Consider the following 12,834-nt stretch of genomic DNA (forward strand, 5'->3'; position numbering starts at 1 on the left):
TTCTACTCCGTCACGCGGCGGGCGGCCTCGACCGCGCCATGCTCTCTCAACGCCAGGAAGGCGGCCGTCGCCGCCTCGACGAAGCGCGGCTCCTCGGCCAGCGACGCCGGGAAGACCGCCGACAGGCCCAACAGGGCGCGGACCTGGGCTTCGTCGGTCTCGGACGCCTCGATCAGTTCGGCGGTCCGGGACGCCAGCGGGTCATCGACCACGACGGTCTCTCCCTGCTCCGTCACGCCTTCCTGCCAGCGCATCCAGGCGGCGACGCCCAGGGCCATGGCTTCGATCCCCTGATCCGCCGCCAGGCGCTCGGCGGCGCCGGCCAGCAGGCGCTGCGGCAGCTTCTGCGAACCGTCCATGGCGATCTGACGCGTGCGATGCATCAGGGCGGAGTTGGAGAACCGCGCCATCAGCTCGGCGCGATAGGCGGCCACGTCCAGGCCCGGCGGCGGGTTCAGCGTCGTCTGCGCCTCGTCCCACAGAGCTTCGACATAGGCGCGGAAGGCCGGAACGGCCACCGCCTCGTGAACGTGCTCATGACCCGACAGCGCGCCCAGATAGGCGACCGCCGAGTGGGCGCCGTTCAGCAGCCTGAGCTTGGCGTCCTCCCAGGGTTCGACCGCGTCGGTCAACTGCACGCCCAGGGCGGCGAAATCGGGCCGTTCGCCGGCGAAGCGGTCCTCGATCACCCATTGGGTGAAGGGCTCGGCCTTGACCATCCCCTGGTCCTCGACGCCGAGGCGGGCCGTCAGACGAACCACGTCCTCGGCCGTCGTCGCCGGCACGATCCGGTCGATCATGGTCTGGGGGAAGGCGCCTTCGGCAGCGATCCACTCGGCGAGCGACGGATCCACCGCCCTGGCCATGGCCAGCACCCCGGCGCGGATCCGCCGTCCATTGTGCGGAAGGTTGTCGCAGGAAATCACCGTAAAGGGACCCACCCCCGCAGCGCGCCGGGCGCGCAGGGCGGCGACGATGAAACCAGGGGCCGTGCGCGGACGCTCGATATCCGCGATGTCGGCCGCGACGTCCGGATCTTCGACCAGCAGTTCGCCGCTGGCCGGGTCCAGACGATAGCCCTTCTCGGTCACCGTCAGGGTGACGATGTGGACATCGGCGTCGGCCATGGCCGCGACGAGCGCCGCAGGGTCTTCGGGCCCCACCATCACGCTGCGACAGGCGCCGATGACCCGCAGGTCCTCGCGTTCGCCGTCGCGCTCGACCAGGGTGTAGAGGCCGTCCTGCGGGTTCAGTTGATCGCGCACGCCGGGCGACCGCAGCGACGCGCCCAGCACGCCCCAGCGCAGGTCGCCGCTCTTGAGCGCATCGTCGAACACCACCGCCTGATGCGCCCGGTGGAAGGCGCCGATGCCCAGGTGCACGACGCCCGTCCTGGCCGCCGTACGATCATAGCCGGGCCGCACGACGTCGTCCGGCAGGCCCGTCAGGGCCGCTTCATCGAGGCGGGTCACAGCTTGTAGGCCGCCTTGACCAGATCATAGGTCAGGGCGCGCGCCACCTCATGGGCCTCGTCCTCCTCCATCCGATGCTCGACCACCAGGCGGGCCAGGAAGCCGCAGTCCATGCGACGGGCCACATCATGCCGCGCCGGAATGGACAGGAAGGCGCGAGTGTCGTCGTTGAAGCCGACCGTGTTGTAGAAACCCGCCGTCTCGGTGACGTTCTCGCGGAAGCGGCGCATCCCCTCCGGGCTGTCGTGGAACCACCAGCTGGGGCCCAGCTTCAGCGCCGGATAATGGCCCGCCAGCGGCGCCAGTTCGCGCGCATAGACGCTCTCGTCCAGGGTGAACAGGATCAGGGTCAGCCGGTTGTCCGAGCCGAACCGGTCTAGCAGGGGCTTCAGCGCGCGCACATAGTCTGTGCGCGTGGGAATGTCCGCGCCCTTGTCCCTGCCGAAGCGCTCGAAGACGAAGCCGTTGTGATTGCGGAAGGAGCCGGGGTGCAGCTGCATCACCAGACCATCCTCGACCGACATGGCCGCCATCTCCGTCAGCATCTGGCCGCGGAACAGTTCAGCGTCCTCGGCGCTGGCCGGCGCGGTCGAAACACGCTGGAACAGAGCCTCGGCCTCGGCGCGAGACAGGTCGGCGGTGAAGGCGGTCGGGTGGCCGTGATCCGTCGAGGTGGCGCCCATCTCGATGAAGAAGGCGCGCCGATCGCGCAGCGCCTGCAGGTAGCCGTCCCACGACAGGGTGTCCCGGCTCGTCTGTTCGGCCAGGACCTTCAGATTGTCGCGGAACCCTTCATAGTCCGGGTCCAGCACGGGGTCGGGACGATAGGCGGTCAGCACCCGCCCCTTCCAGCCCGAAGCATTGATCGCCTTGTGATGCTCGAGGGTGTCGAGCGGCGACTCGGTCGTGGTCAGCACCTCGATATTGTAGCGGTCGAACAGGGCGCGCGGCCGGAAGGCTTCGGTCTGCAGGGCCGCGTCGATGACGTCGTAATAGTGGTCCGCCGTCTCGGCCGACAGGCGCACGTCCAGGCCGAAGACTTCGGCATAGACCCAGTCGTGCCACATCCGCGAAGGCGTGCCGCGGAACAGGTGATAGTTCTCGGAGAACCGCCGCCAGATCTTGCGCGGGTCCGTCTCGACCGCCCCGCCGTCGGCGCGCGGAACGCCCAGATCCTCCATCGCCATGCCCTGGCTGTAGAGCATCCGGAAGACGTAATGATCCGGCGTGATGAGCAGTTCGGCCGGATTGGCGAAGGTGGCGTTCCCCGCGAACCAGGACGGGTCGGTGTGGCCGTGCGGGCTGATGATCGGCAGCGCCTTGATCTCGGCGTACAGCCGCCTCGCGACAGCGCGGGTGTCGGGATCGGCCGGCAGAAGACGATCAGGATTCAAGCGAAGCGGTTGGGTCATCTGAAACTCGAAATCGGAACGGAAGCGAAGCGAATCGGGCGGAGAAGAAGGGAGTCGGCGACAGGCATGAAAACGCCCGCCTGGGCGGCGCTGACGATGTCTCCCTCAGGGGCCGGGGGACGTCAGGCGCCGGCTCCGTTTGTTGTTTCGCAGGGTTCAAACCTTAGCCGGAGGAGCGTTTCGCCATCATCTTGCCACAGGATAAAAAACGTGCGTAGCTCTGTATGACACCGGTGGAACTCGCTGACAAACAGCAATTGACACCGGTTCCCGCGAAAGCGGCGACCTGAACTGGGACGGGCGTTCCCTGGCGGGTCCAACTGGGAGGAGAACCATATGCCCTATCACGCCGCCCCTGCGCGCGCCTCGCTGCTGCTCGGCGCCTCGCTCGCCGTCTTGACCTTCGCCGGCGCGGCGCAGGCTCAGTCGACGCCAGCCGACGACCAGCCGACCGCCGTCGACGAAATCGTCGTCACCGGCTTCCGCGCCAGCCTGCAGAACGCGCTCAACATCAAGCGCAAGGAAGCCGGGGTGGTGGACGCCATCTCGGCCGAAGACATCGCCGATTTCCCCGACACCAACCTGGCGGAATCGATCCAGCGCATCCCCGGCGTCTCCATCGACCGCGACGCGGGCGAAGGCCGCTCCATCACGGTGCGCGGCCTCAGCTCGGAGTTCACCCGCACCCGCATCAACGGCATCGAGGCTCAGGCGACCACCGGCGCCACGGACTCCTCGGGCGGCGTGAACCGCGGCCGCGGGTTCGACTTCAACGTCTTCGCCTCCGAACTTTTCAACAACATCACCGTGCGCAAGACCGCCTCGGCCGAGGTTGAGGAAGGCTCCCTGGGCGCCACCGTCGATCTGCGCACGGCCCGGCCGTTCGACTATTCAGGCTTCAACGCCGTGGCCTCGGTCCAGGGCGGCTACAACGACCTGTCGGAGAACTGGAGCCCGCGCTTCGCCGGCCTGATCTCCAACACCTGGATGGACGGCAAGTTCGGAGCCCTGCTGTCGCTGGCCTACAGCGACAAGAGCTCCATCGAGGAAGGCTTCAGCTCGGTGCGCTGGGGTCCGGCCAATGGCGACAACGGCTTCCTGAACCCCGAAGCCCTGCCCGGCGGGTCCGATGCGGCCGGCGGCCTGTTCCACCCGCGCATTCCGCGCTACGGCCGCCTGAGCCATGAGCAGGAACGTCTGGGCGCGACCCTGTCGCTGCAATGGCGCCCCTCGGACGCCACGACGATCAGCCTGGACGGCCTCTATTCCAAGCTGGACTCGACCCGTCAGGAGAACTTCCTCGAGGCCTGGTCGTTGAGCCGCAACGCCAGCCAAGGCGGCAAGCCTGGGGTTACGATCGTCGACGCCGTCGCCGACGCCGAAACGGGCGAACTGGTCTACCTGCTCCTCGACGGCATGGACATGCGCACGGAAGAGCGCTTCGACGAGCTGAAGAGCGAATTCTCGCAGTATACGCTGGAGATCGAACACGACTTCTCGGACAGCGTGCGCTTCAGGGGCGTGGCTGGCCGCTCCAAGTCGGAATTCGGCAACCCCCTGCAGGTCAACGCCATCATCGACCATCAGGACGGCGCCGGCTGGTCGATCGATTTCCGCGACAATCGCGACCTGCCCAAGATCGACTACGGCTTCGACGTCACCGATCCGAACCAGTGGACGATCACGGGCCCGGGGGGCGTGGCGCCGCTGTCGGAACTGCGCATCCTGTCGAGCAAGCAGTCCAATACCTACACCACCTTCGAGGGCGGCTTCGAGTTCGACATCGACGACCGCATGACCCTCAAGGTCGGCGCCAGCTACAAGGAATATCAATCCAAAGGTTCGGGCTACGCCCGCAAGACCAATGCCGCGCCCGCCATACCAGCCGGAACCTCCATCGGCGACCTCACCTATCTGCTCGACGGCTTCGGCAGGAACCTGGACCTGCCTGCGGGCTCGGCCACGGCCTGGATCTCGCCGAACCTCGACGCGATCATGAAGGCCTACGGGGCCGACTGCCTGTGCGATACCGGCGTGGCTGAGGGCGACTTCCGTCTGCTGGGACTAGAGAACGGGTCCACGGCGCTGGGCAACTGGCGCGACGTGACGGAAAAGGACACCGGCCTATGGGCCCAGTTGGACTGGAACACCGAATGGGCGGGCATGCCGGTCCGCGGCAACTTCGGCGCACGCTGGGTGAACACCGAGATCGAGGCCGCCGGCTACTCCTCCCTCAGCGGGGTGACGACGCGCATCACCGGCTCCAACAACTATGACGACATCCTGCCGTCGCTGAACCTGTCGATCGAGCCGATCGAAAACGTCATGGTCCGCTTCGGCGCGGCCCGCGTCATGGCGCGTCCGCCCGTAACCAATCTGGTGCCGGTCTTCTCGCTCAGCGCGCCGAACGCCGCCAACCGCACGGCGTCGCTGGGCAATGTGAACCTGGACCCTTATCGCGCCGACACCTTCGACCTGTCGCTGGAATGGTATTTCGCGCCGGAGTCCCTGCTATCGCTGGCGTTCTTCTACAAGGACATCTCGACCTACGTTCAGACGACCCAGCAACGGCTGACCTATGCCGAGCTGACGGCGATGAACCCGGAAGCCTTCCCCGCCGCCGTCGACCGTCCCCCGGCGGAAGATTACGTCTTCAGCCGCCCGACCAACACGCCGGGCGGCCCGCTGAAGGGCTTCGAGATCAGCTATCAGCAGCCCTTCACCTTCCTGCCGGGCGCTTTCTCGAACCTGGGCGTCCAGGCCAACTTCACCCATGTGGAGTCGGAGATCGACTACTGCACCACCGCTGCCTGCACCGCCTATGTGACGGCCAATCTGGTGAACCTGTCGCCCGACGCCTGGAACGCCACGCTCTACTATGACGACGGTCGGTTCAACGCCCGGGTGTCGGCGGCCTATCGCGACACCTATTACCAGCAGGTGCCGGCCTCCAACGGCGGGTCGCGCGGCATCGTCGCCACCGGCAAGACCGAGACGCTCAGCATCGACGCCTCGGCTTCGTTCGACATCACCGACCACCTGACGCTGACGCTCGAGGGCATCAACCTCACGGACGAGGCCAACCGCCAGAACCACGGCGAGCTCGATGGGGTGCGGGACAGCACCTATGTCTACCACCACACCGGCCGTCAGGTGTTCGTGGGCGCCCGCTACAAGTTCTGACGCTTTCCACCGCCCTCCTGAGCGGTGAAACCTTGGGCGCCGGCGATCCATTCGCCGGCGCCTTTTTCTTGAAGAAGCCGCGACCCGCCCGGATCAGGCCAGGGCGTTGCGGTCCAGTTGATCCACGCGCGTGACGCCGGTCAGCGCCATGGCCACCTTCATCTCGGCCGCCATCAGGTTCAGGACGTGGCTGACCCCCGCCTCCCCCCGCGCCGCCAGGGCATAGGCCCAGGCCCGTCCGATCAGCACGCCGTCGGCGCCCAGAGCCAGCATTCGCGCGACGTCCAGGCCGCTGCGGATTCCGCCGTCGGCCAGGACCGTCAGCCGCCCCCCGACCGCCTCGGCGATCGGCGGCAGGGCGCGGGTCGAGGACAGGACGCCGTCCAGCTGACGCCCGCCGTGGTTCGACACCACCAGGCCGTCAGCCCCGAGATCGGCCACGCGCCGAGCGTCGTCGGCGTCCAGCACGCCCTTGATGACCAGCGGCCCCTTCCAGCGCTCGCGCACCCAGGCCAGATCGTCCCAGGTCACGGTGGGATCGAAGTTGTCGCGCATCCAGGCGAAGAAGTCGTCGATGCCCGTCTTGCCCTTCAGCACCGGCGCAACATTGCCCAGCGAGTGCGGGCCGCCGTTGACGCCCACATCCCAGGCCCAGGCGGGTCGGCCGACCGCCTGCAGCGCGCGCCGCATGTCGCCGAAGAAGCCCGACGCCCCCGCCAGCCCTGAGTGGTAGTCGCGATAGCGCGAACCCGGCACCGGCATGTCGACCGTGAAGACCAGAGCGGGACATTTCGCCTGTTCAGCCAGATCCAGCAGGTCGGCCATGAAGGCGCGATCGCGGATCATGTAGAGCTGGAACCAGAAGGGCGTCGGACTGCCCGCCGCCACCTCTCCGATCGAACAGGCGCCGACCGTGGACAGGGTGAAGGGCACGCCAAAGGCGGCGGCGGCGCGGGCGGCCTGAACCTCGCCGCGCCTCGCATTCATTCCCGCCAGACCGACCGGCGCGAGCGCGACCGGCAAACTGACCTGTTGTCCGAACAGGGTCGTGGACAGGTCAATGTCCGATACGTCGCGCAGCACCCGCTGACGCAGGGCCACGTCGCGCAGGTCGCTGACGTTCCGCCCCAGCGTCATCTCGGCATAGGAGCCGCCGTCGATGTATTCGAACAGGAATCGCGGCAGGCGCCGACGCGCCAGCTCGCGATAGTCGGAGATGGAGGCCGCCTTCACGCTGGACGGCCTATTGCAGGTTCACGAAGGCGCCGCCGTCGACCAGCAGGGCCGCGCCGGTGACATAGGCCGCCATGTCCGAGGCCAGGAAGGCCACGGCGCCGCCGATGTCCTCGGGCTGGCCCAGACGGCCCAGCGGGATGCGGCCTTCCATGTATTCCCGCTTCTTCGGGTCGGCCAGGTCGTCCTTGTTGATGTCGGTCAGAATAGTACCCGGCAGAACCGAATTGCAGCGGATGCCGTGCTTGCCCAGGGCGATGGCGCAGGACTGCATCAGACTGTGCACGCCCGCCTTGGTCGGAGTGTAGTGGGTCTGGAACTCGCCGCCGACCAGGGCCGAGATCGAGCTGATGGCGACAATGGCGCCGCCGTTTCCTTGCTTGACCATCTGGTTCGCGGCGGCCTGGGTCATGAAATAGGCGCCGTGGAGGTTGACCTCCATGGTGCGCTTCAGCGTCTCCGCCGGCATGTCGAGGAAGGCGTGGAACGGGCAGATGCCGGCGTTGGAGACGAAAACGTCCACCTTGCCGAAGGCCTCGACAGCGGCCTCGACGAAGGCGGCCGCCGTTTCCGGCAGGGCCACGTCACCCTCGACCGAGATGCAACGGCGCCCCTGCGCCTCGACCGCGGCGATCACCTCGGCCGCAGCAGAGCCGCCCGAGTGGCTGTTGATGGCGACGTCCGCGCCCTGCCTGGCCATTTCCACGGCCACGGCGGCCCCGATGCCTCGCGATCCCCCGGTGATGAGGACGACCTTGTCTTTAAGCAGCATGGAGGCTCCGTACAGTAAGCGTGTTCAGGTTTTAGGGGTCCAGCCCAGGTCGCCGCTGATGGCGTTGGCGGCGTCGGTGACCGTCTTGGTCAGTTCGGCCATTCGGACGTCGGACATGTATTGAGCGGCGGACGAGACGCTGATCGCGGCCACGATATGCCCGTCGACGGACCGAATCGGCGCGGCGACGCAGCGGACCTGATCCTCGTTCTCCTCAAGGTCGAAGGCGTGGCCCTTCTCGGCGTAGCTGCGCATCCGCTCCAGCCAGACCGCGCGCGAGGCGGCGTCGAATTCGGCCCCTTCTGGCGCGTAGAAGTCGCACCATTCCGGCTCGCTCTTGTCCAGAATCAGCGCCTTGCCCAGTCCGGTGGAGGCGATGGGGTGACGCTCGCCGAGGCGCGAACCGATATTCACGCGGCGACGACCGGGGACCTTGTCCAGGTAAAGCGCATGACGACCGTCCAGCACGCCCAGGTGCACCGTGTCGTCGGTCACCGTGGACAGATGCTCCAGATAGGGCCGGGCGACGCGCGGCAGATGCATCTGCTGGCTGGCGGCGTGGCCCAGCTCCAGCAGCTTGGGTCCCAGGGAATAGCCCTCGCGCGGGCGGAACGACAGGATTCGCCGGTCGACCAGGGCCGAGGCCAGGCGATGGGTGGTGCTGCGCGTCAGTTCGAGCTTTTCCGACAGCTCCGCCAACGGAAGGGAGCCGTCGATCAGGGCGTCGATCACGTCCAGGCCGCGCAGAAGGGTCTGGCTGCCGGAGGCCTTCGCCCCGACCTCCGCTTCGCCGTCCGCCTGTTCGCTCTTGATTGACGCCATTCGTCCCATCTCGTAATCCTCATTCCCAGAATGTAGCAAAAGACGCAAGCTGATCCCCGCAACAGGGATCGAGTTTGACGCCACGCTCGGAGGAATGCCAGTGAAATCCCGCATTATGGGAGTTATGTGCCGAAATATGGTGCATACCCGATGAGCCGCCTGCCCAAGATCAAGCACGTCCGCGCCTTCGTCGTGAAAAACGACGGCACGGGCGCCAATCAGGGGGGAGGCGCCGACTATCACGACCAGGGCGACGGCCACTGGATTGACGACCACATCGCCACCCCCATGGCGAAGTATCCGGAATACCGTCAGAGCCGCCGCAGCTTCGGCATCAATGTGCTCGGCACCCTGGTGGTGGAGATCGAGGCAGACAACGGCGTCGTCGGCTTTGCGGTGACGACCGGCGGCGAACCCGCCGCCTATATCGTCGAGAAGCACCTGGCCCGCTTCCTGGAGGGCCGCGATCCGTCCGAGGTCGAGAAGATCTGGGACCAGATGTATTTCTCGACCCAGTATTACGGCCGCAAGGGGCTGGTCGTGAACGCCATCTCCGGCGTGGATCTGGCGCTGTGGGATCTGCTTGGCCGCCTGCGTCAGGAGCCGGTCTTCGCCATGCTGGGCGGGGCCGTGCGCGACGAACTGACCTTCTACGCCACCGGCGCGCGCCCGGATAAGGCCAAGGAACTGGGCTTCATCGGCGGCAAGATGCCCCTCCACCACGGCCCGGCCGAGGGGGAAGAGGGCCTGCGCAAGAACCTGGCCGAGCTTGAGGCCATGCGGAACGCCTGCGGCGACGACTTCTGGCTGATGTTCGACTGCTGGATGGCGCTCGATCTCAACTACGCCACTCGCCTGGCCCATGAAGCCCACAAGCTGGGCCTGAAGTGGATCGAGGAGGCCCTCAGCCCCGACGACTACTGGGGCTATCAGGCGCTGAAGAAGAACGCGCCCAAGGGCATGCTGGTCACCACCGGCGAGCATGAAGCCACCCGCTGGGGCTTCCGCATGCTGCTGGAGATGGAATGCTGCGACATCATCCAGCCCGACGTGGGTTGGTGCGGCGGCGTGACCGAACTGCAGAAGATTTCCGCCCTGGCCGACTCCAAGGGCGTGCTGATGATCCCGCACGGATCGTCCGTCTATTCCTACCACTTCGTCGTGACGCGCCATAACAGCCCGTTCGCGGAGTTCCTGATGATGGCTCCGGGCGCCGACGAAGTCGTGCCCATGTTCCATCCGCAGTTGATCGGCGAGCCCGTTCCGGTGAACGGCAAGCTGAAAGTTCCCGACACCCCCGGTTTCGGCGTCGAGCTGAACCGCGACATCGCCCTGCACCGCCCCTACGCCCGATAAGAAGGCCTCCCCATGAAACTCCTGCGTTACGGCCCTGTGGGCCAGGAAAAGCCCGGCACTCTCGATTCAGAGGGCCGCATCCGCGATCTGTCCGGCATTGTCGCCGACATCACGCCCGACCAGCTGTGGGGCGAAGGCCTCGCCGCGCTGAAGGCCGTTGATCCCGAGACCCTGCCTCTGGTCGAGGGCGCGCCCCGCTATGGCGTGCCGGTGAATGGTGTGCGGAAATTCATCGCCATCGGCCTGAACTTCGCCGACCACGCCGCCGAATCCAACCTGCCGATTCCGGAAGAACCCGTGGTCTTCACCAAGGCCGTCTCCTGTTTGACGGGCCCGAATGATACCGTTGTCATTCCTCGTGGTTCGGAAAAGACCGACTGGGAAGTCGAGCTGGGCATCGTCATCGGCAAGCGCGCCTCCTACGTCGAACAGGCGGACGCCCTGGACCACGTCGCCGGCTATGTCCTGATCAATGACGTGTCCGAGCGCGCCTTCCAGACCGAGCGCGGCGGCACCTGGGACAAGGGCAAGGGCTGCGACACCTTCGGCCCGGTCGGCCCCTGGATCGTCACCACCGACGAGATCGGGGACGTGCAGCAACTCGACATGTGGCTGGACCTGAACGGCAAGCGCATGCAGACCGGCACCACCAAGACCATGATCTTCGGCGTCGCCGAGATCGTCTCCTACGTCAGCCAGTTCATGACGCTGGAGCCGGGCGACCTGATCACCACGGGCACCCCGCCCGGCGTCGGCCTGGGCCAGAAGCCCGAGCCCTTCTATCTGAAGGCGGGCGACGTCATGGAACTGGGGATCGAGAAGCTGGGCGTGCAGCGCCAGCAGGTCGTCGCCTGGTCGAAGGACGCCGCCGCATGAGCGCCTATGAAGGACGTTTCGCCGGCCGCACCGCCGTCGTCACCGGCGGGGCCTCGGGTCTGGGCAAGGCTTCGGCCGCCCGCATCATCGCCGAAGGCGGCAAGGTCGTCCTCTGGGACCTGAACGCCGAGACGCTCAAGGCCGCCGCCGAAGAGATCGGCGCGACCGGGGTCGTCGCCCTGGACGTCGCCGACCCTGACGCCGTCGCCGCCGCCGCCGCCGAATCGCACAAGACCCTGGGCGGACGCATCGACATCCTGGTCGCCTCGGCCGGCATCACCGGCGCCACCGTTCCGGTGCAGGAGTTCCCGGTCGACAGCTGGAAGCGCGTGGTCGACATCAATCTGAACGGCGTCTTCTACTGCTGCCGCGCCGTCACGCCCTATATGCTCGACAGCGGCTACGGCCGGATCGTCAACGTGGCCTCGGTCGCGGGCAAGGAAGGCAATCCCAACGCCAGCGCCTATTCGGCGTCCAAGGCCGGGGTGATCGGCTTCACCAAGTCCCTGGGCAAGGAGCTGGCCGGCAAGGGCGTCATCGCCAACAGCCTGACCCCCGCCACCTTCGAAAGCCCGATCCTGGAACAGCTGCCGCAGAGCCAGGTGGACTACATGCGCTCCAAGATTCCGATGGGCCGCCTGGGCGAGGTCGAGGAGAGCGCCGCCATGATCTGCTTCATGGCCTCCGAGGAATGCAGCTTCACCACCGCCTCGACGTTCGATACGTCGGGCGGCCGCACCACCTATTAAAGGAGCGCCGCAAGTGGGCCGCGACCTTCGCATCGTCGATTGCCACGTCCACTTGTGGGACCTGTCGCGCGCTCGCTACGGCTGGCTGCAGGACGATCCCCTGCCGAACAATCCGGCGGGGGACATGTCCCCGATCGCCCACCAAGACTATCTGCTGAAGGACTATCTGGCCGACACGGCGAACTGGCGCGTCGACAAGATCGTCCACGTCGAGGCCGGCCAGCCGCGCGGCGCGCAGCTGGCCGAGACGGACTGGCTTCAGGCCATGGCCGACGACTACGGCTATCCGCACGGCGTGGTGGCCGGGGCGGACCTGACCGATCCCGATCTGGACGCCCTGCTGGAAGCCCACGCCGCCCGGTCCAGCGTCCGGGGCGTGCGCCAGATCGTCTGCTGGCACGCCGATCCGAAGAAGACCTACAATCCAACCGACCCCCTGCTCGATCCCGCGTGGCGCGCGGGCTTCGGCAAGCTGGCCCGCCACGGCCTGTCGTTCGACCTGCAACTCTATCCGTCGCAGATGGCCGAGGCGGTCGAACTGGCCGACGCCCATCCCGACATCCCCCTGATCATCAACCACGCCGGTCTGCCGACCGATCGCGACGAGGTCGGCATGGCCGTCTGGCGCGCCGGGCTGAAGGCCCTGGCCGAACGCCCCCAGGTCTCGATCAAGATTTCCGGCCTCGGCATCACCGACCGCGCCTGGACGCCCGACAGCATCCGACCGGTCGTGCTGGAGTGCATCGACATCTTCGGCGCCCGCCGGGCGATGTTCGCCAGCGATTTCCCGGTCGAGCGAGTCCACGGCGCGTTCGACGCCTTCTATTCCGCCTTCGACGCGATCACGGCCGACTTCACGGCCGAGGAACGCGACCGCCTGTTCGCCGCCAACGCCGAGGCGATCTACCGCATCTGATCCATCGTTCGCCGAGCCCGCAGCAAGACGGAGCCGGACCGAG

10 protein-coding genes are annotated in these 12,834 nt (G+C 67.0%); 5 read left to right on the plus strand and 5 right to left on the minus strand.

Annotation, left to right across the window (positions count from 1 at the left end):
* Nucleotides 1-2 precede the first annotated feature (2 nt).
* Both ACWIDZ_RS04605 and uxaC read right to left on the minus strand, forming a co-directional pair.
* Nucleotides 3-1,472 (minus strand): mannitol dehydrogenase family protein, encoded by a 1,470-nt coding sequence (locus tag ACWIDZ_RS04605; protein ID WP_453988964.1) that lies wholly within the window; start codon nt 1,470-1,472, stop codon nt 3-5.
* A complete protein-coding gene (gene uxaC, locus ACWIDZ_RS04610; RefSeq protein ID WP_453988965.1) occupies nt 1,469-2,884 on the minus strand; it encodes a glucuronate isomerase in 1,416 nt (471 codons plus the stop codon). The genes ACWIDZ_RS04605 and uxaC overlap by 4 nt, the downstream gene beginning before the upstream one ends.
* A gap of 336 nt (nt 2,885-3,220) precedes the next feature.
* On the opposite strand from uxaC, the gene ACWIDZ_RS04615 reads away from it, so the two are divergent.
* Nucleotides 3,221-6,067, plus strand: coding sequence for a TonB-dependent receptor (locus ACWIDZ_RS04615; protein ID WP_453988966.1), 2,847 nt, complete (start codon nt 3,221-3,223; stop codon nt 6,065-6,067).
* A gap of 93 nt (nt 6,068-6,160) precedes the next feature.
* Here ACWIDZ_RS04615 and lldD read toward each other — a convergent pair whose 3' ends face one another.
* Genes lldD through ACWIDZ_RS04630 form a run of 3 tightly spaced genes read right to left on the minus strand, consistent with a single transcriptional unit; the run spans nt 6,161 to nt 8,894 of the window.
* Nucleotides 6,161-7,300, minus strand: coding sequence for an FMN-dependent L-lactate dehydrogenase LldD (gene lldD, locus ACWIDZ_RS04620; RefSeq protein WP_453988967.1), 1,140 nt, complete (start codon nt 7,298-7,300; stop codon nt 6,161-6,163).
* A gap of 10 nt (nt 7,301-7,310) precedes the next feature.
* Nucleotides 7,311-8,072, minus strand: coding sequence for an SDR family NAD(P)-dependent oxidoreductase (locus ACWIDZ_RS04625; RefSeq protein ID WP_312219235.1), 762 nt, complete (start codon nt 8,070-8,072; stop codon nt 7,311-7,313).
* A gap of 24 nt (nt 8,073-8,096) precedes the next feature.
* Nucleotides 8,097-8,894, minus strand: a complete 798-nt coding sequence (locus ACWIDZ_RS04630) for an IclR family transcriptional regulator (protein WP_453988968.1) — start codon at nt 8,892-8,894, stop codon at nt 8,097-8,099.
* Nucleotides 8,895-9,044: 150 nt separating this feature from the next.
* Between ACWIDZ_RS04630 and rhmD the strand changes: the two genes are divergently transcribed.
* The 4 genes from rhmD to ACWIDZ_RS04650 are packed head-to-tail and all read left to right on the plus strand — an operon-like array spanning nt 9,045 to nt 12,791.
* A complete protein-coding gene (gene rhmD / locus ACWIDZ_RS04635; protein ID WP_452111651.1) occupies nt 9,045-10,250 on the plus strand; it encodes an L-rhamnonate dehydratase in 1,206 nt (401 codons plus the stop codon).
* A 12-nt stretch (nt 10,251-10,262) separates the two neighbouring features.
* Nucleotides 10,263-11,126 (plus strand): fumarylacetoacetate hydrolase family protein, encoded by an 864-nt coding sequence (locus ACWIDZ_RS04640; RefSeq protein ID WP_453988969.1) that lies wholly within the window; start codon nt 10,263-10,265, stop codon nt 11,124-11,126.
* Entirely contained in the window at nt 11,123-11,875 is a 753-nt protein-coding gene (locus ACWIDZ_RS04645) for an SDR family NAD(P)-dependent oxidoreductase (RefSeq protein WP_346487108.1), read from the plus strand. The genes ACWIDZ_RS04640 and ACWIDZ_RS04645 overlap by 4 nt, the downstream gene beginning before the upstream one ends.
* Before the next feature lie 13 nt (nt 11,876-11,888).
* Nucleotides 11,889-12,791 (plus strand): amidohydrolase family protein, encoded by a 903-nt coding sequence (locus ACWIDZ_RS04650; protein WP_453988970.1) that lies wholly within the window; start codon nt 11,889-11,891, stop codon nt 12,789-12,791.
* The last annotated feature ends 43 nt before the right edge of the window (nt 12,792-12,834 follow it).

Source organism: Brevundimonas sp. NPDC055311 (genome assembly GCF_053645695.1).